Origin of the sequence: Pseudomonas sp. C11 (genome assembly GCF_034683865.1) — a bacterium.
Classification (GTDB): domain Bacteria; phylum Pseudomonadota; class Gammaproteobacteria; order Pseudomonadales; family Pseudomonadaceae; genus Aquipseudomonas.
Genome location: NZ_JAWIIP010000024.1, coordinates 21,954 through 44,371, shown reverse-complemented (window position 1 = coordinate 44,371; position 22,418 = coordinate 21,954). Strand labels below are relative to the sequence as shown.

Sequence of the window (22,418 nt, the reverse complement as noted above, 5' to 3'; positions counted from 1 at the left end):
GATATACGAATGCAACCGCGCTGACGACAGGTGCAAAGGCAAAGCTTTACTCACTACTTGTGGGGAGAGTCCATATACCAGTTGTTATGCGCTTCACTTTAGCCATTGGTCTTGCCCGCTTTGGCTTTTAGTCTTGGCCGGCTGGATGAAAACTTCACCGCATTGACGGCATTTTTCATTTGAGTAGGGACGAACCAGACCTACATTGTGGCTACATGACGGGCATTTGGCTGTGTGGATTTTCCAAGTGTTATGCCAGCAGGAGATTATCCCAAATATGGAGATAACTATAGCCGGTGGAAAAATAAAGCCTATAGCTGCTCCTGCTGCAAGAAATAGAAATGCGATTTTCTGCCTAAATTGGAGCTTATTTTGCTGTGCTAGGTATGTGTGCATGGCTTTAGTGCATAACAGTGATTAGATGGAAGGCGGTACTAATCCGATAGTAGAGCCTTCCATCTAACTCCGCACCATCGCCATTCTCACCACAAAACAAATCTATTTAAATCAATACCTTATCGCACCACCACTGACCAACCAACGTATTCGCTTGACTTCCTCTTTTTGCTCCACCATTACCACTGTACAAAAACACAGCCAGGGAGTCGGCTATGGAAACTTCCAGCAAACCTCGCTTGCAAGAGCAGTTCCGGGCGCTGATGCGCGTGCATCACTACAGCATCCGTACGGAGCAATCCTACTGGTACTGGATTCGCTATTTCATCCGTTGCCATAAATTGCGCCATCCAATGGAGCTTGGCACCGTAGAACACCTCTAAAAACTACCTGCGTTGCCATCACTGCGTTAAAAACAGGCTCGCGCGCGAGTCCGAGCTAGGCGCCCCCATCAAAATGCTCATTTACAGCGCGTAAAGTCGAACGCGACTCCGAGCGTTTTTCGCCTGTTTTTACGGGCCGCTATCGGTATTGCGTTGGCTACCTCGCCTACGTTTTTAGAGGCACCTCGCTGGGGTGAACGGGTTGATCGTGACGCTCCCGGATTGCATCCGTGCTACGTGGATCAGCGCGGCTAAAGCCCACCTCTGCAAAAGAGCATCTATTCGCCCAGGTTCTTACCGCCCCGCTGTATCACCGCCCGCCCACTGCTTGCACCCTCTTCCGTGCCGAACAACCGTGCGTAGCGCAAGGTGGCGTTGGCGTGTTCGCGCATGATGCCTTCGGCGCGGGCGCCCTGGCCGGCGAGTACGGCGTCGACGGCGGCGTGGTGTTGCAGGTGGGCGAAGTTGAAGCGGCGGTATTCGCGATCGAGGTGGGCGCGATCCACGGCCAGGGCGCTGACCGAGGCGAATGGCAGGTGGTCGTTGCGCGCCAGGGCCGTGGCGATGGCGGGGTTGCCGCTGGCTTCCACCAGCGCCTGATGAAAGCGCAGGTTGATGTCGTGGTAGCGGGCCAGGTCTTCTTCGCTCAGATAGCCCTTGTCGAATAGCTGGTCGCCCTGCGCCAGGCATTCCAGCAGCACTGCACGCACGGCCTCGGAGACGCCGCGTTCAGCTGCCTGACGCGCGGCCAGGCCTTCGAGCACGCCGCGCACTTCCACGGCGCCGGCCAGTTCCTCTTCGCCCAGTTGCCGCACCGCGTAGCCGCGCGCGCCATGGCGGATCAGCAGGCCTTCCTGCTCCAGCACGCGAAACGCCATGCGCACCGGCATGCGCGATACGCCCAGGCGCTCGGCCGTAGGAATCTCGGCGATGCGCTCACCCGCCGCCAGGCTGCCTTCGGCGATCATCTGCCGCAGCAGTGCCAGTACCCGTTGTCCCGGTCCACTCATGACCTCTCCTTATTGGATCCAATGGCACCAGTCTACGGCAGCCAATGGCCAGGTCAATTCGGCTTTTTGTGCGATTAACGCCCATTTATGGATCCATAAATCGGGTTATGACTGTTCATTTAGCCCTTATAGGCAGACTATTGGATCCAATAACAACAATAGCCTCGAGGAGGTTGTCATGTTCCCGAAGAATGCCTGGTACGTTGCCTGCACGCCGGACGAGATTGATAACAAGCCATTGGGCCGCACCATCTGCGGCGAGTCGATGGTGTTCTACCGTGGTCCGGAAAACCGCGCCGTGGCCCTGGAAGACTTCTGCCCGCACCGTGGCGCGCCGCTGTCGTTGGGTTACGTTGAGGATGGCCTGCTGGTCTGCGGTTACCACGGCCTGGCCATGGGCTGCGACGGCAAGACCGCCGCCATGCCCAACCAGCGTGTGCAGCATTTCCCCTGTATCCGCCGCTTCGCGGTGATCGAGCGCTACGGCTTCATCTGGGTCTGGCCCGGTGACGAGGCGCTGGCCGACCCGGCGCAACTGCCGCATCTGCAGTGGGCCGAAAGCCCCGAGTGGGCCTACGGTGGCGGCCTGTATCACATCGCCTGCGATTACCGGCTGATGGTCGACAACCTGATGGATCTGACCCACGAGACCTATGTGCACGCCAGCAGCATCGGCCAGAAGGAGATCGACGAGGCGCCGGTCAACACCCGTGTCGATGGCAGCGAGGTGATCACCAGCCGCTTCATGGAGAACATCTCCGCCCCGCCCTTCTGGCGTGCGGCGTTGCGCGCCAATGGTCTGGACGAAGATGCGTTGGTGGATCGCTGGCAGATCTGCCGCTTCACCCCGCCGAGCCATGTGCTGATCGAGGTCGGCGTGGCCATTGCCGGGCATGGTGGTTATGAAGCGCCAGAGCAGTACAAGGCCAGCAGCATCGTGGTCGACTTCATCACCCCGGAGAACGACACCTCGATCTGGTACTTCTGGGGCATGGCGCGGCGCTTCAAGGTGGATGACGCCGAACTCACCGACCGTATCCGCGAAGGCCAGGGCAAGATTTTCAGCGAAGACCTGGAGATGCTCGAACGCCAGCAACGCAACCTGTTGCGCTACCCGGAACGCAACCTGCTCAAGCTCAATATCGACGCCGGCGGCGTGCAGGCGCGGCGCATCATCGAGCGTCTGCTCAAGGCCGAACAGGCTCAGGGCGACGGGCAGATTCTGGCCAGGAGCGCATCATGATCGAGGTCATCATCCGCGCCATGCGTCTGGAGGCCGAGGGCGTCCTCGGCCTGGAACTGGTGGCGGCCGATGGCGCGCCGCTTCCGCCCTTCGAGGCAGGTGCGCATATCGACCTGCACCTGCCCAACGGGCTGATCCGTCAGTATTCGCTGTGCAACGACCCGCGCGAACGCCATCGCTACCGCATCGCCGTATTGCGTGACGCCGCCTCGCGAGGCGGCTCGCAGGCGGTGCACGAATTGCTGCGTATCGGCCAGCGCCTGAGCATCAGCGCGCCGCGCAACCTGTTCGCTCTCAATGAGCAGGCGCCGCGCAGCCTGCTGCTGGCCGGCGGCATCGGCATCACCCCGCTGCTGTCGATGGCCTGGCGTCTGCATGCCATCGGCGCCGACTTCGCGCTGCACCAGTGCGTGCGCTCGACCAAGCTCGCTGCATTCGCTGAACGCCTGGCCAGCGCGCCCTTCGCCGCACGCACGCATCTGCACTGCGACGATGGCAGCGCCGAGCAGAAGCTCGATTTGCCTGCCCTGCTCGCCGCCGAACCGGCCGGCAGCCAGCTTTATGTGTGCGGCCCCAATGGCTTCATGGAGTACGTGCTGGACAGCGCCCGCGCCCTAGACTGGGCGGAAGATCGCCTGCACCGCGAATACTTCGCCGCGCCGGAAGCCGAAAGCGGCGGTGGCGCCTTCACCCTGCGCATCGCCAGCTCAGGCCTGGAGCTGCAGGTGCCGGAGGATCGCACCGCGCTGGAGGTACTGGAGGATGCTGGTTTCGACATTCCGGTATCGTGCGGCCAGGGCATCTGCGGCACCTGCCTGACTCGCGTGGTGGACGGCCAGCCGGAGCATCGCGACCTGTTTCTCAGCGATGAGGAAAAGGCCCGCAACGACCAGTTCACCCCCTGCTGCTCACGCTCGCGCAGCGCCTGCCTGGTGGTGGATCTGTAAACGCAGAGACGGCGCCCAACATGCGGCGCCGTCATATCGGTATCTGGATACACTCCAGACTGCCCCCTCTCGCCAACGCAACGACCTCAGGTGCGCAAGCCGGCGATGGCCTGGCGCAGTTGCTGCTCCAGTGTGGCCAGTGCCTGGCTGGCACTCAGCGTCTGCTGATTAGCCTGCGCGGCGCGCTCGGCATCATGGCGAATCTGGCTGACATTGCGGCTCACCTCATCGGCCACGCAGCTCTGCTGCTCGGCACTGGCGGCGATTTGCTGGTTCATCTGTTCGCTGAGCGCCACCGCTGCGGTGATATCGGCCAAGGCAATACCCGCCTGCTGAGCCCATGCGGCGGCCTGTTCACTCAAGTCACGGCAATCATGCATCTGCGCCTGACTGTGCCGGGAGCCCTGCTGCAAAGCGTGGATCAGTGCAGCGATCTCGCGTGTCGAGGCCTGGGTGCGTGAGGCCAAGGCCCGTACCTCATCAGCGACCACGGCGAAGCCACGTCCCTGCTGCCCGGCCCTGGCGGCTTCGATGGCGGCGTTGAGCGCCAGCAGATTGGTTTGCTCGGCAATGGCACTGATCACGTCCAGCACGCCATCGATACGCCCGATCTGCTGTTGCAGGTCATCCATCGCGGCCGCGCACTGGCCCATCTGCTTGGCCAGGTGCTGCACCTGTTGGCTCGCTTGCTGGCTCACCTGGGCGCCGTTGTGCGCGCACTGTTGCGCCTGGGTAGCGGCCTGCGATGCCTGCGCAGCATTGTGCGCCACGTGTTGCACGGTGGCGGCCATCTCATGCATGGCGGTGGCCGCTTGTTCGGTTTCCTGCCTCTGCCGTTGGGCGATGGCATTGCTCTGTGTGCTGAGTGCGGCCAAGGTGCCGCTGGCTTGCCCCAGGCCGGCAACGCCAGCGCCCATGCCCATGACCAGTTGCCGCAACGTTGCGGCCATGGCCTGCATGGTGCTCATCAACTGGCCCAATTCATCCTTGCGGGTAGCGGCCAGGTCGACAGCGCCAAGGTCGCCTTCGGCAATGCGCCGGGCAAGCTGCAGGGTGCTGCGCAGAGGCGTCAGGATCAGCCCACGAATGGTCAGCGATGCCACCAGCGCCAGCAGCACGATCACCGCTGCGCCGCTCAATTGCTCCAGCACCACCGCATCGCCGTGTGCCTGCATACGCGCACGCCCTTCGACGACGGCCTGCTCGACCGGCTGCATCAGCGCCTGCGCCTGCTGCTCCATGTGCTCGCCAGCCTGCCGGCTCAGGTCGCGACTCTGCAGGTAGCGCTCGAAGGCCTGGCGATAGGCTTGCAAGGCCTGCGACGCCGCCGCCAGGCTCTGCGCCGAGTTCGGGTCGACGCGCCCGTGGAGCAGCTCCAGCGCCGTATCCATGCCTTGCACCCGCTCGTGCCAGCGTGCCTGCACAGCCGCCTCACCGTTCTGTACGTAAGCAAATTCCAGGCTGCGCGCCACCAGCAGCTCACGCAGCAGGGTCGAGGCCTGCTCGGCCAGGCTCAGCGGGTCGGCGTCGAGCAGCACGCCGCCATCCAGTGCGCCGCGTACCTGATCGAGCATGTCCATCTGTACGGCCTCGAACTGCAGGCGCGCCTCGTCAGCCTGTTGCTCCATCTGTGCCTGCGCCTCGCGTGCCTCGCGCCGGCTGCTGATGAAGCCCTCAAACTGCGCGCGATAGCCGTCAAGCGCCGCGCGCAGTTGCCGCGACAGCTCATCGAGCGGCGACGCCGGCTCGCCCGAATGGGCAAACAAGCGCGCCTGCACGGCCTGTATCAGGCGCTCGACCTCGGCTAAGCGCGCAGGCTCGGGCTGCAGCGCATAAGCCTGCTGCGCGGCATGCATGTGCAACACCAGTTGATCGAGCGCCACCTGCTCGCCAACTTCACCGCTCTGCTTCAGCAGTGACGCCGTGGCTTGCAGCCCCTGGGCGATGGCCAGTACCGCAAGCAGGGAAACCAGGCCGAAGCCAACTACGAGTTTTTGCCCTACCGAGCAGTCGACGAAGCGCCGACCGATTTGCCTCAACATCCCGTTTGTCCTCAGCATCCCAATGAGCGCACAGGCCGCACTTGCCTGGCGATCACGCCTCTGCCATGGCAGGCCGCGACTCGGTGAAGGCGCCGCGCAGGCTGTCTTCGATCAGTTGCCAGGCCTGCTCGGCGCTGTCGTCCGGGCCCAGGTGGGTGAACATATGGTCACAGCCGACAAACATCCGCTCCTGCACGGCAACACCGGCCTCGCGCAGCTTGGCGGCATAGGCTTGGCCTTCCGCCCGCAAGACGTCGTACTCGGCGGTAATCAACGTGGCAGGCGGCAGTCCGCGCAATTGCTCGACCGCAGCCAACGCGGGTGAGGCCAGCGGATCTAACGCCTGCGCCGGGTCGCGTAAGTAACAACGGTTGAAGAAGCCCATTAGGCCAGGGCGCAGCAGCGGTTTTGCCAGCGCCGAGGTCTTGCCCTCGGCAGGCGCGGCGAGATCCAGCGCGGCGTAGTCGATCACCTGATGCACCACGCGCAGACGCTGATGATTGCGCGCCAGGGCGGCAACGCCGGCGGTCAGGTTGCCGCCGGCACTGTGCCCGCCAACAGCCATGCGCCAGGGGTCGATGCCCAGCTCGGTGGCGTTGTCCGCCAGCCACTCCAGCACCGCGAAACACTGGTTAAGCCCCGCCGGAAAGGGATGCTCAGGCGCCAGCACATAGTCGAGGTTGACCACCAGGCAGCCCAGGTTGTGCGCCAGGCGCTGGCAGTAGCTGTCATCGTGCTCCGGCACGCCAGCAACGAAGCCGCCGCCGTGCAGATTCAGGTAGACCGGCCGCGGTTGCTGACTTCCGGCCAGCGGCCAATAGAACAGCGCGCGAGCGCGCCCCTGCGGGGTGTCGATATAGCGGGTCTGGCGCGCCTGCAGCGGATAGTCGGCACGGGCATACACGAAGCTCGACTTCATCCGTTTGGCGAACGCGCGGAGCAATTTGGCGGCAAGGGTTTGCACGAGTTTCATCGCAGAGTTCTCATGGCATGGACGAACGATTGGGGGCAGCAGGCCGACGGATGCCCGTCGGCCTGCGCGGTTTCAGTCAGCGGCCTTGCGAGAACCACGCGGCAGCAGCAACCAGGCCAGCGCCGGCAGCAGGATCAACGCGCCGAGCATGTTCACCAGGAACATGAAGGCCAGCAGGATGCCCATGTCGGCCTGGAACTTGATCGGCGAGAACACCCAGGTGGCCACGGCGATGGCCAGGGTCAGACCGGTCAGCAGCACCACCTTGCCGGTGGCCAGCAGCGCGCCGTAGTAGGCCTCGACCAGACTGTCGCCCTCCTTCATGCGCGCCAGCAGCACGCTGAGCACATACAGCGCGTAGTCGATGCCGATGCCCACACCGAGGGCGATCACTGGCAGCGTGGCCACTTTCACGCCCATGCCGAGGCCGACCATCAGCGCCTCGGCCAGCACCGAGGTGAGCATCAGCGGCAGGATCGCGGCGAGCACCGCGCGCCAGTTGCGGAAGGTGATCCAGCACAGCAGGATGACCGCGCCGTAGACCCAATAGAGCATCTCGTGCATGGCCTTCTCGACCACGATATTGGTGGCCGCTTCGATACCGGCGCTGCCGGCGGCGAGCATGAACTTCACCTCCGGCAGCGACTGCTGGGCGATGAACGCCTCGCTCTCGGCCACCACCCGCGAAAGGGTCGCGGCCTTGTGGTCGGCCAGGTAGACGTAAAGCGACAGCAGCGAGCAACCCTGGTTGAACAGCTCGCGCGGGGCGCGCGTCTGCACGGTGCCCAGGGCGCCTTCGTTGGGCACCAGCTCGTACCACTTGAGGTTGCCCTCGTTGTAGCCGGCGCTGGCCATCTTGCTCAGGCTGGCCATGGAGTTGGTCGCCTCCACGCCCGGCAGTTGCTCCAGGCGCCAGGCCAGCTCATCCACTGCGGCCAGCGTGTTGTAGCGCGTACATTGATCCTCGGGGGTGCGCACCATGATCACGAAGATGTCCGAGCTGGCGGCGTAGTGCGCGTTCATGAAGGCCGCATCGCGGTTGTAGCGCGAGTCAGCGCGCAACTCTGGCGCGCCGGGGTCAAGGTCGCCGATCTGCAGATGGCTGCCAACCAGCTTGCCGCCTATTGCCAGCACGGCGCCGACCAACAGCGCAGCCACCGCCCGGCGCGGCGTGGCGAAGCGCGACAGGCCAGTCCACAGCGGATGGCGCTCGTGCCCGGCCTGCTGGTCACGCAGGCTGCGCTGCGCCGCCTTGGCGCTGACGCCGGTGTAGCTGAGCAGTACCGGCAGCAGCACCAGGTTGGTCAGCACCAGCACGGCCACGCCGATGCTGGCGGTGATGGCCAGGTCGCGGATGACCTGAATGTCGATCACCCAGAGCACGGCAAAGCCCACCGCATCGCTGATCAGCGCGGTCAGCCCGGCGAGGAACAGGCGACGAAAGGTCATGCGTGCCGCAGCCAGGTTCGACAGGCCGCGACCGATGTCCTGCATGATGCCGTTCATCTTCTGCGAGCCGTGGCTCATGCCGATGGCGAACACCAGGAACGGCACCAGGATCGAATAGGGATCGAGCGCGTAGCCCAACGACGCCAGCAACCCCACCTGCCAGAGCACGCCCACCAGCGAGCAGGCGACCACGGCGAAGGTGCTGCGCAGGCAACGGGTGTAGGCCAGCAGCATGGCCACGCTGACCAGCACGGCAATGACGAAAAACAGCGCCACCTGGCCCAGCCCTTCCAGCAGGTCGCCGACGATCTTCGAGAAGCCGGTGATATGGATGCTCACGCCTTCTGCCTGGTACTTGGCGCGCAGCGCTTCCAGTTGTTGCGACAGCGCCGCGTAGTCCAGCGCTTCGCCGGTCTGCGGGTTACGGTCGAGCAGCGGCAGGAAGATCACGCTGGAGCGCATGTCACCGGCCACCAGTTGGCCGATCTCGCCGGAGCGGGCGACGTTGGCGCGTACCTCGTCAAGGCTGGCGGGCGAGCCGTCGTAACCATCGGGGATCACCGTGCCGCCATCGAGGCCTTCTTCGGTCACTGCCGTCCAGCGCGTGGTCGGCGTCCACAGCGATTTCATGTAGGGCCGGTCGACGCCCGGCAGCAGGTACAGCTCGTCGTTCAGGCGCGCCAGGGTGTCGAGGTAGGCGGCGTTGAAGATGTCGCCCTCCTGAGTGGCCACGGCGATGCGCAGCACATTGCCGACGCCGCTCAGTTCGCTGCGCTCGGCGAGGAAGTTGGCGATGTAGGGATGCTGGGTCGGGATGGTTTTCTCGAAGCTGGCGTTGATGCCGATGCCGCGCGCCTGCCAGCCAAGCAGCAGGGTCAGCGCCAGGCACAGCAGGATCACCAGCAGACGGTGATTGAAGATCGCACGCTCGACGACATTGCCCGAACGCGGATCGAAAGCATCCAGATGCGTGGCCACGCTCGGCACGGCATCGGCAGGATTCTCGAATTTCACTACGCACTCCTCAGGCGCGGCAAATGCCACGCCGAAACGGGATCACTCAGCGCTGGGCCGACTGTTCAGGGATTTGCCGCGCGGCGATACCACTCAGGCCGCCACTGGCGAGGCTGCCATCAGCGGCCTGGACGACGCTGGCCAGGCCCGGCGCCAGGCGCAGCGGCACGCTCTGCGCGCGGGCACTGCCAGGCTGTGCGACCAGCAGCTCACCGCCCTGCCCGGCCAGCAGCAAACGGCCGTCAGCCAGTTCCAGCGCGGCGGCAAGGGCCGACTCCACGCCGGTATCCAGCGCCTGCCAGGTTTCGCCACCATCGGCCGACCACCAGGCGTTGCCGCGCAGCCCATAGGCCAGCAGCCCATCACGGGCGGCGAGCAGGCCGAAGAAGCTGCCCTCGTAGGGCGATGGCAAGGCGGCGAAATGCTCACCGCCATCGCGCGAGCGCAGCAGCAGGCCACGCTCGCCGGCGATGTAGAGATCGCCGCGCCAGGCACGTATGGCGTAAAGGTTGAGTGCTTGCGGGTTGTCCAGGTGCTGCATCCAGCTCTGCCAGCTCTGGCCACCATCATCGGTACGCAGGATCAGGTTGTAGGCACCGACCAGATAGCCGACGCGCTCATTCAGGAAATACAGGTCGAGAAAGGGTTTGTCCGGGCCATCGGCAACCATCGCCTCGGCCTGTGCGATGGCATCCGCATCGCCCGAGGCCTGCGCTGCCTGCAGCACCCGATTGGCCGCCTGGATGCCATCGAGCTGCTTGCTCCAGGTTTCCCCGCCATCGCTGCTATGCAACACCACGCCGAGATGGCCGACCGCCCAGCCCTGCCGGGCATCGACGAATTGCACGGCGGTGAGGTTGACGCTGACCGGCACGTTAGCCTGGCGCCAACTGGCGCCATCGTCGTCCGACAGCAGGATGATGCCGCGCTCGCCGACTGCCACCAGGCGCTGCCCGGCACGAGCCAGGCCCAGCATCACACTGCGCTCGGCCTTGGCACTGTGCAGGGCCGGGCGCTCCAGCACGGCAGGGGCCGCTTGCACGGCCTGGGCGAAAACACCGGCCAGCAGCAGGACGAACCCGCCTAGCCCTTTCGCTAAGACTTTCATCGAAACCTCCTCGAAGGCCGGGGCGATACTGCCGCCCCGGTCGCTCGACTCAACGGATGCTGGAGTTGGCCATGGCATCAGGGGTGAAGAACGTGGCAGAAGGCCGATCGATCGCGTGATACTGCTCGTTCAGATCGTTGCTCGAGGAGTTGAGGAAGTAAGCCCCGGTGTCGAGGTTGTAGCTGCCCCACATCACCTGCGCAGTCAGGGCCGGCATGTCCGGTGCCAGCAGGGTCAGGCTGTACATCTGCCGGCCCAGGCGACCTTGTGCGTCGTAGCCGTCGACCAGCAGCACCTGCCAGGAGTCCTCGTCCACATAGTAGGTGCGGCGTGGTACGACGTGGCGCTTGCCGGCCTTGAGCGTGGCCTCGACCACCCAGACGCGGTGTTTCTCCCAGCGCACCAGATCCGGGTTGAGGAAGCGCGGCTGTACCAGATCATCACTCTTGGCCAGGCCGGCGCGATTGTTGTTGTAAGGCACCAGCAGTTCTTTCTTGCCCACCAGCTTGAGGTCGTAGCGGTCGGTGGGGCCGAAGATCATGAAGGCCTCGTCGAACAGACCGACACCGGAGGTGACGAAGTCCGGAGTGTCGTAGGCGATGTTCGGCGCGCGGCGCACGCGGCGCTGGCCGACCAGGTATTGCCAGGCAGCACGGGCGGAGGGGTCGACGTCCCAGTGGGTCATCAGGCCCTCACCGGCTTTGGACGACGGCAATTCGGTGTACAGCTTGCCCCACTGGTACTTGCCGCCGAAGCTCTCCAGGTTGCCCTCCTTGAAGTAGTACGGGAACTGGTAGCTGAACTTGGCGCGAGTGGCCTGTACCTTCTTGCCACCGGCCGTCATCAGCCAGGTGTCGAACGGCGCGCTGATGGTGTCACCGCCCTGCCAGGACAGGCGGTAGTTCCACAGCACCTCGGTACCGTTCTGCGGAATCGGGAACGGAATGCCGCCGTAGGTACCACTGACCTTCTCGGTCGGCACGTCAACCTGGGCACGGGTGGCGTTGGCGAAGGTGTTGTCGTACACCCACTGCGGCGCGGCGGCGCTGCGATGGGTCGGGTACACATCCAGGCGGTAGTCGGGGTACTTGTTCAGCAGCACCTTGGTGCCTTCGGCCAATTGCTCGGCGTACTGGCCCATATTGGCGGCGGTGATGCTGTACAGCGGCTTCTCGCCAGCGAAGGGATCGGCGCGTTTGTCGCCACTTTTATAACCGGCTGGCACCTGGGTGTAACCACCATCCCAGGCCGGGATGCTGCCATCGGCATTGCCAGCACGCTCGGCGCCCATGGGGGTCAGGTCAGTCTTCAGGCGCGCGGCCTGATCAGGGGCGACGGCCGCCTGCGCCAGGCCGCCAGTGAGCAGGGCCAGGCTGCAGAGGGTGGAAATCAGTGTCTTGTTAGGCATGGTCATTACACCTGTTGTTGTTCTTAGAAAGTGGTCTTCACGTACAGCGAGACGAAGTCGCGGTCGGCCAGCGACTGGGCGTAGCTGAAGTTGCCGTCTTCGCGCAGGCCGGCCTCCGGGGCGCCGAAGAAGTTCACGTAGTTCAGGCCCATCTCCCAGCGCTGCAGGTAGGTGGCTTTGAGGCCCACGCTCCAGTCGCCGGCATGGGTGTTGCCGAAGCCGGACTTGCTGACCGCCGAGGAGCGGCCATCGAGTACCACGCCAAAGCCAACCGGCACGCTCAGATCCAAACCATCGGCGATCTGGAAGTACGCAGGCTCGGCCAGCACACGCAGCGCAGTGGCGTCGCGGGTGGTGTTGCTGTCCAGCGCGGCGCGGTTGTCGGTCACGCTCAAGGTGCGGTTCCACGCCAGCTCGGCAAGGATCGAGCCGCCATCCCACAGCGCCGACGGCGACAGCAGGTAGATGGTCGACAGGTTGACGTGCGCGGTGCGGCCCTTGGCGTAACGCGCATCGCCCTCGTTGTCCGCCGCCTGGCCGGGTGCGATCACCTGCAGGTTGCTGACCAGCGGCGCGTTCCAGCGCAGCGAGGCCTCGCCGGCGAAGTTGAAGTCGCCATAGGCGGTGGAGAAGCTGGCACCGACGGTCTTGATGTCCTCGGCGAATACCTGGCGGTAGGACGAAAGTATGGGCGACGGCCCGGCAGTGTTGACGTAGCTGTACAGACCGCTGGGTGCCTTGTCGTGGTACTGCGCGGCATACAGGCCCAGCTCCAGTTCGGTGTCTTCGGGTTTGAAGCGCAGTTGCACGCCGCCCTGGCCACTGTTCTTGGCCTCGATATCACTGGCATGCACCATCAAGCCACCGGTCACATCGGTCAGCGCGCCGGAGCCTTCGCCGATTGCATCACTGTCACTCAGGTAACTACCGGCGCCCGGCAGGTTGGAGCGCTCCCACTCGAACTGGTAGTAAGCGCCCACCGACAGCCGCGGGTTGATCTGCAACTGCCCGGAGATCTGGTTGACCGGCCGCAGGATCTCCTTGAACTGGGTGCCCGGCACGCTGAGCAGCTTGACCACATCGGTTGGCCCCTGTGCGGCGCCGATGCCGTTGCCGCCGTAGAACAGGCTCTCGCCATAGACCAGGCTGTGCCGGCCCAGGCGCAGCACGCCCTGCGAGCTTTCTCCCAGTTCGCCGCGCAGGTAGACGAAGGCATCCAGCAGCTCGGCATCACGCCCATGCAGGTCGCGGGTATCGGAGAGGAAATCTGGCTGATTGCTGCTGTCTGTGTCGTCGTTGTAAACCTGGTCGTACCAGGCCGCGCCACTGACGCGTAGACCGTAGTTCTGGTGGCTCAGATCCATCTCCGAGAGGACATCAAGGCGGTTGGAAACCAGCCCACGGCTGAAGTTACGGTCGCCCTGACTCTGGATCGAAGGAAACAACCCATTGGCCGTGGGCGCATTGGTGAGCCGATCATCGGCCCCTTGCAGACGCCAGGCCTGGCTGTACTTGATGGTGTTGTCCCAGCGCAATTGCCAGTCGCTGTCACCCAGATCGATCTGTGCAGCCATGGCCGGTACGCTACTGGCCAGACTGACGGCCAGGGCCAGCGAACGAACGCTGGTATTCGCTTGTGTGTGCTTCATGTCGTTCCTCATTGTTTTTGTTGTACGGACGCAATGGCTGCCGGGCAGGCAGCCGATATCAGCGGGTATTCACTCCCGTGGATTCAGAGGTAGGTAGAAGCCAGGCCGCCATCGACCGGCAGGTTGACGCCGTTGATCCAGCGCGACTCCTCGGCACAGAGGAAGGCGATTACCGCCGCCACCTCATCGGCATAGGCCGGGCGCTTCATGCGGTGGGCATCGGCCTCGGTGCGCTGGCTGCCGAGCATGGCCACGAAATCGCCGAGGATCGGCGTGAACACCGGCCCTGGTGCCACGCTGTTCATGCGCACCGAATGAGCCAGGAACCAGGGTTGCGCCTGGGTGATGCTCCAGACGATCAGCGCTTCCTTGAAGTACTGGTAGCAGGTCTGCGGTGGCACCGGGTTGGCGGCCAGCCAGGCTTCGCCAGCGGCGAACCCTTCGACGGCCGCCAGCGCCTTGTGCTGCTCCAGGCGCTCGGGCCACTGCGCGCCGAGGATCGAGGCGACGTTGACGATGCTGCCGCCGGCGTTGATGCGTGGCAGTACGGACTCGGTCAGGTGACGCAGGCCGAGGTAGTTGACCCGCGCCAGCAGGTGCGGGTTGGCCGTGCCGGGCACGCCGGCGATGTTGCACAGGCCGTCGAGCTGCGCCGGGAGCTGGGCCACGGCCTGGTCGATGCTGGCCGGGTGTTCCAGATCGATCTCGACGAAGCCGTCGAGGCTCATGTGCGGTTCGCTGCGATCCAGGCCGATCACCCGCGCGCCGTGGAAGCGCAGCAGGCGCGCGGTCTCGGCGCCGATACCGGAGGCGACACCGGTGACTGCCAGGGTCTTGCCTTGCAGGTTCATATTTCGCGTCCTCTTGTTCTTGTTGTGTTCGCTAAAAGGCTCGGTCAGAAGGGATAGCGCGGCGGCGTGTCCTTGACCGTGACCCACTGCCACTGGGTGTATTCGTCCCAGTCCGCCGGGCCGCCGACGTTGCCGCCGTTGCCGGAGTTGCCGCGCCCGCCGAAGGGGTTGATGCACTCGTCGGCCACGGTCTGGTCGTTGATATGCAGCAGGCCGCAGTGCAGGCGTTCGCCGATGGCCATGGCGCGCCCCAGCGAGGGCGAGATCACCGCAGCGGACAGCCCGTATTCGGTGGCGTTGGCCAGCTCGACCGCCTCGTCGTCGTCCTCGAACGGCACCACGCAGGCCACCGGGCCGAAGATTTCCTCGTCGAAGGCACGCATGCCCGGGCGCACGCCAGAGAGCACGCTGGGCTTGTAGAACAGGCCCTCATGCGGGCCGCCCACCTCCAGGCGCGCACCCGCGGCGACGCTGGCCTCGACGATCTGGCAGACCCGCGCATGCTGGCGTTCGTTGATCAGCGGGCCGAGATGCGCTTCGCCACGGGCAGCGTTGCCCACCGTCAGGGCGCGAGCCTTTTCCACCAACAGACGGGTCAGTTCGTCGGCAATCGAGGCATGCGCGAGGATGCGTCCGCTGGCCATACAGATCTGCCCCTGGTGCAGCCAGGCGCCCCAGGCGGCGTTGCTGGCGGCCAGCTCCAGATCGGCGTCCTCCAGCACGATCAGTGAGTTCTTGCCGCCCAGTTCCAGAGCCACCTTCTTCAGCGTGCGCCCGGCCGTTTCGGCCACCTTGCGCCCGGCAGCGGTGGAACCGGTGAAGGCGATCATCTTCACCTGCGGGTTCTCGCACAGCGCCACACCGGCCTCGGCCTGCCCCGGCAGCACCTGCAACAGGCCATGCGGCAACCCCGCAGCCTCGAACAGACGAGCGATCAGAAAACCGCCACTGACCGGCGTTTGTGGATCGGGCTTGAGCACCACGGCATTGCCTGCCGCCAGCGCTGGCGCCACCGAACGCAGCGACAGCACCAGGGGGAAGTTGAACGGCGAGATCACCCCGACCACGCCATGCGGTACGCGCCGCGCATAGGACAGGCGCCCAGCCTCGCTAGGCAGCACCAGGCCATGACCCTGTGAGAGCATCCCCGCAGCCTGGTGCAGCAGCACGATGGCCTCGCGCACCTCATGGCTGCCCTTGAGCACGCTACCGCCGGTTTCCCGCGCGACGAACAGCGCCAGCTCGGCGAAGTGCGCCTCAGCCTGGTCGGCCGCGCGGCGGAAGATCAGCGCCTTGTCGCGCGGGCCCAGGGCATGCCAGGCCGGTTGCGCCTTGCTTGCGGCGGCACAGGCGATGCGCATGTCTTCGGCATTGGCCAGGCCGGTGCTGGTCAGTTGGGTGTTGGTCGCGGGTTCGCGCACCGGGTTGACGCCACCAAGCGGGCTGATCCAGCCGCCATTGAAAATCTTCTCGCGCCACTGCGCTTCACGCAGGAAACCGGCCTCTTTGACTGCGGACATATCGCACTCCGATGTTCTTGTACTTGTGGAGGGCGGCACTCGCTGCGTCGCTCACGAGCCCTGCCCTGCCAGCACTAGAGCAAGCGCTGTGCCCAGTCTTTACGCGCATCTCACGCGAGGCTCTAACCCGGGGCTTGCAAGGTATCGAGGGGGATTTTTACGAGGTCGACGCAACGCTGCGAATTACGCAAATGATCAAAGTTATGCTAATTAACCATTAATCCTTTGATCATTTGATGAAGCGAGGCGTTGACCATGGAGATGCCCAAACACCTGTTCAGCGACTTCGCCCAGGGCAAGGATCCCAGCCCGCTGCGTGGCGACAGCTCGCAGTTGCAGCAGGATCAGTCACCGACCACGGCGGAACTGGCCGAGTGCCTGTTCTTCTCCCCCAGTGACGGGCGCATCTGGCTCAATGATCAGCGCATGCTGCTGATGCACGGCTCCTCCTTCGGCGCGCTGCGCCGCGAGTTCATCGACGGCCTCGGCCTGGAGCGTGCGCGCGGCTTGTTCACCCGCACCGGCTACCAGTCCGGCGCACGCGATGCGCACCTGATCCGCACGCGCTGGCCGCAGGCCGACCGCACTGCGGTGTTCTTCGCCGGCACGCGCCTGCACACCCTCGAAGGCATGACCAAGGTCGAACCGCTGCATTTCAAGTTCGACGCCGATGTCGGCCTCTACGAAGGTGAGTTCCTCTGGCATCACTCCTGCGAAGCGGACGAACACATCGCCGCCTACGGCATCGGCCAGGACTCGGCCTGCTGGACCGAGATCGGCTACGCCACCGGCTACGTCAGCGGCCTGTTCGGGCGCCTGGTGATCTTCCGCGAGGTGGAATGCCGGGCCATGGGCCACAAGGTCTGCCGGGTGATCGGCAAGACCGCCGAGCAGTGGGGCGATGTCAGCGCCGACCTCGCCCTGCTCTATGCCAATGCCACCCCGGCACCGGCCAACAGCCAGGCAACGGTGCCGATGCGCAGCAGCCCGAGCGAGCCGGGCGAGTTGATCCCGATTGGCGCCAGCGCCGCGTTCACCGCCGCCCGCCATGCCCTGCAACGGGTGGCGCCAACGCCCGCCACGGTGCTGATCGGCGGCGAATCCGGCGCCGGCAAGGAGCTGTTCGCCCGTGAGCTGCACCGCCTCAGCCCCAGGCGCGAACAGCCATTCGTGGCGCTCAACTGCGCCGCCATCCCGGAAAACCTGATCGAGGCCGAGCTGTTCGGCGTCGAGCGCGGCGCCTTCACCGGCGCCAGCCATTCACGCCCCGGGCGCTTCGAGCGGGCCCATGGCGGCACCCTGTTCCTCGACGAGATCGCCAGCCTCAGCCTGCCCGGCCAGGGCAAGCTGCTGCGCGCCCTGCAGGAGCGCGAGGTGGAGCGCGTCGGTGGCGGTCAGCCGATCCGCGTGGACGTGCGCGTGGTCGCCGCCACCAACGTCGACCTGCGCCAGGAAGTGCAGGCCGGACGCTTTCGCGAAGACCTGTTCTACCGCCTCAATGTCTACCCCATCAGCCTGCCGCCACTGCGCGAACGGCGCGACGACATTCCGCTGCTGGTCGATGCCTTCCTCGGCCGCTATTGCCGTGAATACCAGCGCACGCCCGCCGGGCTGACCATGCGCGCGCTCAAGGCACTGCTGCTGTACGACTTCCCCGGCAATGTGCGCGAGTTGCAGAACCTGATCGAGCGTGGCCTGATCGCCAGCGACGAAGGCCGCCCCATCGACATCCTGCATCTGTTCCACAACGAACCGCTGCCGCCGCAGTTGTACTCGCTGAGCCAGAGCGGCACCCTCTCCAACAGCACGGACAGCGATGCAAACGGCCCGGACAACCTGCTCGAACAGCTCCAGCAACTGCATATCGAGCCGGATATCGAACGCCTGGAACGGCGCCTGCTCGATGACGCATTGAACAAGGCCGAGGGCAACCTGGCCGCCGCCGCGCGCCTGCTCGGCCTGACCCGCGCGCAGTTCGCCTACCGCCTGAAGAAACACGGCGTGCAGCCAACCGCGCGGAATTAGTGCTGGCATCCTGGGATTGCAGCCAGCAGAATAATTAACTCGCTTAACTTAAAGATGATCAATACAGAGACCATGGCCAAGACACCCGAACCGAGCGACACGACCCTCAACCCGGCGCTGCTCGACCAGGCTCTGGAGAGCTACCTCGGCTATGTGCTGCGCCGCGCGCAGATGAAGGTCTTCCAGCACCTGGCGACGCATCTGGAAGCCTTCGACCTGCGCCCCGCACAGTTCACCGCCCTGATGATCATCGAACAGCACCCCGGCCTGATGCAGGCCGAACTGGCCCGTGCCCTGGCCATCGAGCCGCCGCAAGCGGTGGTGCTGGTCAACAAGCTGGAGAAGCTCGGCCTGGCCATGCGTGTGCGTTGCAAACCGGACAAACGCTCCTACGGCCTGTTCCTCAGCAAAGTTGGTGAAGTGCGCCTGAAGGAACTCAAGCAACTGGCCGCGCAGAGCGACCTCGACTCCACCGCCGCGCTCGACGGCCAGGAGCGCGAACAACTGCTGCACCTGCTGCGCAAGCTCTATCGCGCATAACCGCTCTTCGCCACGCGGCCTCTTCTGCGCCGACAGCCTTGGCAACCAGGGCGCCTGGCCCTTTATGCGCAGCTGAAAGCGCCCCTCCCGGCATCACGCGCCTCTTGCCGTGCTGATGGTCTGCAAAGCACTAAGCTGAGCTACGTCGACTCGCAACTTTCGACCTTGAGCTAAGATTCACTTAAGAAGCCTCCGGATATCATATAGCCATCATTCCGTTCTCTCCCTTATCCGGGAAGTAGGAGCACGCGCCATGCAACAGGGCTCGAAAGTCACCCTTCGGACGTGGATATGGAGAGCCTTCGTACAAACAGCACTGATCCCGTTGTTCCTGGTGGAAACGGTGCTCATCTCCGTGTATCTGCTGACCAACGCCTCGATCCGTGACACCCAGGTCGACCACCTGCGTCAGACCGCCCTGGTCGACCTGCAGGCGGCGGCCAACCAGGAAGCGTCGCTGGTGCAAAGCGAGCTGACCCATATCGCACGCTTGACCGGCATCTACACCGCGCTAACCCAGGATGCCCTGACCGACACCAACACGGTCGCCCCCGCGCAGTTGTCCATCACGCCCAGCGGCGTACGCCATAGCCAACGCGACGATGGCGGCGCCGCCTCCTTTTACTCCAACGCCACGCCGCTTGACCGCCAGGATCTGAGCAAGGTCGCCCACCTCAGGGAGCTTGATCCCTTCATGCGTGAAACGGTGCGCAACAACCCGTTGATCGCCAGCATCTACTTCAACAGTTGGGACAGCTACAACCGCATCTACCCCTGGTTCGACACGCCGGCGCAGTACCCGCACGACATGGTGATACCGGACTACAACTTCTATTACCTGGCCGATGCCAAGCACAACCCCGATCGCCAGGTGGTCTGGACCGATGTCTACCTCGACCCGGCCGGGCAAGGCTGGATGATGTCCGCCATCGCACCGGTATACCACGAGGACTTCCTCGAAGGCGTGGTCGGCCTGGACATCACCGTCGACAAGCTGCTCGAGCATATTGAGCAACTGGCGGTGCCCTGGGGCGGCTACGCAGTGATCGTCAGCAACGAGATGAACATCATGGCATTGCCACCGGCTGGCGAACGCGACTTCGGCCTGGATGAGCTGACCACGCACTCTTACGACGAAGCCATCAGCTCCGAGCAGTTCAAGCCTGAAGACTTCAACCTGCGCAAACGCGCCGACACCGCCGCCCTGGTCAACACCATGCAAACGCAACCCAGTGGCGTCGTTGCCATGCCGTTCGACGGCCAGCAGAAACTGGTGGCCTGGGCGCTGATCCCTTCGACCAACTGGCACCTGCTGACAGTGGTGGACGAAGACGCAATCTTCAGCCAGACCAACGACCTGGCGCTCTACTACCGCAACATCGGCTATCTGCTGATCGCCGGGCTGGTGCTGTTCTACCTGGTGTTCTTCGCCGTGATGTGGAGCCGTATCCGCATTCTCACCGAGCGCCTGCGCGCGCCGATCGGCGGCATCGTCGGCATGCTGCGCGAAATCGGCAAGAGCAACTGGCGACCCAAGCGCCCCGAAACCCATATCAGCGAGCTGGCGTCCATCGTCGAGGATGTCGAGCAGATGGGGCAGAAGCTCGAACTCAGTGCCTCGCAACTGCAGCGCGCCAGCCATGAGGCGCAGGAGGCCAGCCGGGCCAAGAGCCAGTTCATATCCAGCATGAGCCACGAGCTGCGCACCCCCCTGAACGCCATCATGGGCTTCGCTCAGTTGATGCGCATGCAGGGCGCCAAACCGGCTGCCAACGCCCCCGACTACCTGGAGGAAATCCTCCTCGCCAGCCGCCACCTCAATCAGTTGGTCGGCGACATCCTCGACTGGTCCAGCCTGCAGAGCGAGCAGCCGCGGCTGGACATGCAGCCGGTCGATGCGGTGGCGCTGATGCGCGAATGCGCCGACATGGTCGCGCCGGAGGTGGAAGCCCATGGCCTGACCCTGAACCTGGATCTGCCCGACAAGCCGCTGACAGTGGTGGCCGACCCACGACGCCTGCGCCAGGTGCTGCTCAACCTGCTGTCCAACGCCATCAAGTACACACCAGCCGGGCACGTCACCCTGGCGTGCAGCGAACACGGCGAACGCGTGCGCCTGAGCGTCATCGACACTGGCATGGGTATCGCCCGTGAGCTCCAGCCACTGCTGTTCGAGCCGTTCCAGCGCCTGGGCCAGGAGAATGGTTCGATTCAGGGCACCGGTATCGGCCTGTCGCTGTGCAAGGAGTACGCGGCGCTGATGAAGGCCGAGGTCGGCCTGACCAGCGAGCCGGGCCAGGGCAGCCACTTCTGGATCGAACTGAGCCGCCATCGACCGAACACCCGTAAGGCCAAGGCGATGGCTGCAGCCCCTCGCGCCAGCATCTACCACGGTGACAACGATGCGCAGAACCGCAGCATCGTCAGCCAGGTTCTGGCCGACCGTGACCTGCAACAATTCGATGACGGTGCAGCGCTGCTTGACGCCCTGCGCGACAAACGCCCCGATCTGCTGTTGCTCAGCGTCGACATGCATGGCCTGGATGGCCGTGAAGTGCTGCGAGCGATTCAGCGCACCCCCGAACTGGCCGACCTGCCGGTGGTGCTGCTGAGCCGCGAAGAGCAACTACAAGAACTGGTTACCCTCGGCGCCAGCGCGTTGCTCGCCGTTCCCCTCGACCCAGCCGACCTGCGCCAGTTGGTCAATGCCCTGGCACCTCCGGAGAATCCCCATGCTGTCTAAAGACTTCAGCACCTCACGCGTGGTCATCGTCGATGACGTTGTTGCCAACAGCCGTCTGCTGGAGTCGAGCCTCAAGGCCTTTGGCCTGCGCGATACCCTGAGCTTCTCCGACTCGGCCGCTGCGCTCGACTGGTTGCGCCACAACAGCTGGAACCTGCTGCTGCTCGACCTGGACATGCCGGCGCCCAGCGGCTTCGACATCCTGCGCGCCCTCGCCGGGCGTGATCGCAGCACCAACCCGATCATCATCATCACCGCGCTGGGCGACACGGCCAACCGCCGCACCGGTCTTGAGCTGGGCGCCAACGACTACCTGTGCAAACCGGTCGACCTGCCCGAAGTCATCCTGCGGGTGCGCAGCAACCTGCAATTGAGCCACGCCAGCATGGCCCTGCAGGAGTCCAACGTGCTGCTGGAAAACCGCGTCCGCGAACGGACCGCGCAGCTCGCCAATAGCTACGGCTCAGTGGTGCGCACCTTGTCGCGCGCCGCCGCCTACCGCGATAACGAAACCGGCAACCACATCCGCCGTATCGGCGAGTCAGCAGCCCTGATCGCCCGCGCCTACGGCATGGACGATCATTGGGTCGAACTGATCCGCCAGGCCGCGCCGATGCATGATGTCGGCAAGATCGGCATTGCCGACGACATCCTGCTCAAGCCTGGCCCGCTCACGGCAGAAGAGCGCACGCTGATGCAAACCCACCCGGCCATCGGCCACGCCATCCTCAGCGACGAACACCCCTCGGAGCTGACCAACCTGGCGGCGGAAATCGCCCTGAACCACCACGAGAAATGGGACGGCAGCGGTTATCCGCAGGGGCTCAGCGGCGAACAGATTCCACTGTCGGGGCGCATCGTCGCCATTTGCGACGTCTACGACGCCCTGCGCATGCCACGCCCCTACAAACAACCGTGGTCGTGCGAAGACTCGCAGCGCTACATCCACGAGCAGGCCGGCAAGCACTTCGATCCGTTGCTGGTCGCGATCACAGAGGGGCTCTACGAGCAGATCGAAGCGTTGCAGCGTGATCTCAGCGACCTCGCGCAAGGAGGCTGACTTCCCCTCGTACACACTCGGTTTCCGCAGTTATGGCCGTAACCCATTCCACGTACG

General features: G+C 64.5%; 16 protein-coding genes and 1 pseudogene. 7 read left to right on the top strand and 10 right to left on the bottom strand.

Annotated elements, in window-relative coordinates; translation table 11 throughout:
• Positions 1-611 precede the first annotated feature (611 nt).
• Positions 612-779: a phage integrase N-terminal SAM-like domain-containing protein gene (locus VC352_RS24525; protein WP_322982114.1), complete on the top strand. Its 168-nt coding sequence runs from the start codon at positions 612-614 to the stop codon at positions 777-779.
• 278 nt (positions 780-1,057) lie between these two features.
• Here the strand turns inward: VC352_RS24525 and VC352_RS24520 are convergent, their stop codons facing one another.
• Entirely contained in the window at positions 1,058-1,789 is a 732-nt protein-coding gene (locus tag VC352_RS24520; RefSeq protein WP_322982113.1) for a GntR family transcriptional regulator, read from the bottom strand.
• Positions 1,790-1,967: 178 nt separating this feature from the next.
• On the opposite strand from VC352_RS24520, the gene VC352_RS24515 reads away from it, so the two are divergent.
• Together VC352_RS24515 and VC352_RS24510 are read left to right on the top strand one after the other, a co-directional pair.
• Complete coding sequence (locus VC352_RS24515; RefSeq protein WP_322982112.1) at positions 1,968-3,032, top strand: aromatic ring-hydroxylating dioxygenase subunit alpha; 1,065 nt, start codon at positions 1,968-1,970, stop codon at positions 3,030-3,032.
• Positions 3,029-3,979: a PDR/VanB family oxidoreductase gene (locus tag VC352_RS24510; RefSeq protein WP_322982111.1), complete on the top strand. Its 951-nt coding sequence runs from the start codon at positions 3,029-3,031 to the stop codon at positions 3,977-3,979. Before VC352_RS24515 ends, VC352_RS24510 begins: the two co-directional genes overlap by 4 nt.
• An 86-nt stretch (positions 3,980-4,065) precedes the next feature.
• On the opposite strand, the gene VC352_RS25660 is transcribed toward VC352_RS24510, so the two are convergent.
• The 9 genes and pseudogenes from VC352_RS25660 to VC352_RS24470 all read right to left on the bottom strand — a co-directional run bounded on the left by VC352_RS25660 (position 4,066) and on the right by VC352_RS24470 (position 15,993).
• Positions 4,066-4,896: a methyl-accepting chemotaxis protein gene (locus VC352_RS25660; protein ID WP_416340237.1), complete on the bottom strand. Its 831-nt coding sequence runs from the start codon at positions 4,894-4,896 to the stop codon at positions 4,066-4,068.
• Positions 4,897-4,920: 24 nt separating this feature from the next.
• Positions 4,921-5,154 (bottom strand): annotated as a pseudogene (locus VC352_RS25655) (HAMP domain-containing protein); the annotation flags it as partial.
• Positions 5,155-6,073: 919 nt separating this feature from the next.
• A complete protein-coding gene (locus tag VC352_RS24500; RefSeq protein ID WP_322982109.1) occupies positions 6,074-6,994 on the bottom strand; it encodes an alpha/beta hydrolase in 921 nt (306 codons plus the stop codon).
• Between the two features lie 72 nt (positions 6,995-7,066).
• Complete coding sequence (locus VC352_RS24495; RefSeq protein WP_322982108.1) at positions 7,067-9,457, bottom strand: efflux RND transporter permease subunit; 2,391 nt, start codon at positions 9,455-9,457, stop codon at positions 7,067-7,069.
• A 46-nt stretch (positions 9,458-9,503) separates the two neighbouring features.
• Positions 9,504-10,565 carry a WD40/YVTN/BNR-like repeat-containing protein gene (locus tag VC352_RS24490; RefSeq protein WP_322982107.1) on the bottom strand — a complete coding sequence of 354 codons (1,062 nt, stop codon included), beginning with the start codon at positions 10,563-10,565 and terminating at the stop codon, positions 9,504-9,506.
• A 49-nt stretch (positions 10,566-10,614) separates the two neighbouring features.
• Complete coding sequence (locus tag VC352_RS24485) at positions 10,615-11,979, bottom strand: DUF1329 domain-containing protein (protein WP_416340235.1); 1,365 nt, start codon at positions 11,977-11,979, stop codon at positions 10,615-10,617.
• Positions 11,980-11,996: 17 nt separating this feature from the next.
• Positions 11,997-13,622, bottom strand: coding sequence for a DUF1302 domain-containing protein (locus tag VC352_RS24480; RefSeq protein ID WP_322982105.1), 1,626 nt, complete (start codon positions 13,620-13,622; stop codon positions 11,997-11,999).
• Between the two features lie 83 nt (positions 13,623-13,705).
• Positions 13,706-14,473, bottom strand: coding sequence for a coniferyl-alcohol dehydrogenase (locus VC352_RS24475; protein WP_322982104.1), 768 nt, complete (start codon positions 14,471-14,473; stop codon positions 13,706-13,708).
• 44 nt (positions 14,474-14,517) lie between these two features.
• A complete protein-coding gene (locus VC352_RS24470) occupies positions 14,518-15,993 on the bottom strand; it encodes a benzaldehyde dehydrogenase (protein ID WP_322982103.1) in 1,476 nt (491 codons plus the stop codon).
• Positions 15,994-16,248: 255 nt separating this feature from the next.
• Here VC352_RS24470 and VC352_RS24465 point away from each other — a divergent pair, with 255 nt between their 5' ends.
• From VC352_RS24465 to VC352_RS24450, 4 genes are all read left to right on the top strand, one after another.
• Positions 16,249-18,018, top strand: coding sequence for a sigma 54-interacting transcriptional regulator (locus VC352_RS24465; RefSeq protein WP_322982102.1), 1,770 nt, complete (start codon positions 16,249-16,251; stop codon positions 18,016-18,018).
• A 72-nt stretch (positions 18,019-18,090) separates the two neighbouring features.
• Entirely contained in the window at positions 18,091-18,558 is a 468-nt protein-coding gene (locus VC352_RS24460; protein ID WP_322982101.1) for a MarR family winged helix-turn-helix transcriptional regulator, read from the top strand.
• Between the two features lie 253 nt (positions 18,559-18,811).
• Positions 18,812-21,301: an ATP-binding protein gene (locus tag VC352_RS24455; protein WP_322982100.1), complete on the top strand. Its 2,490-nt coding sequence runs from the start codon at positions 18,812-18,814 to the stop codon at positions 21,299-21,301.
• On the top strand, positions 21,291-22,361 hold the full coding sequence (locus VC352_RS24450) for an HD domain-containing phosphohydrolase (protein ID WP_322982099.1): 1,071 nt from the start codon (positions 21,291-21,293) through the stop codon (positions 22,359-22,361). The genes VC352_RS24455 and VC352_RS24450 overlap by 11 nt, the downstream gene beginning before the upstream one ends.
• Positions 22,362-22,418 lie beyond the last annotated feature (57 nt).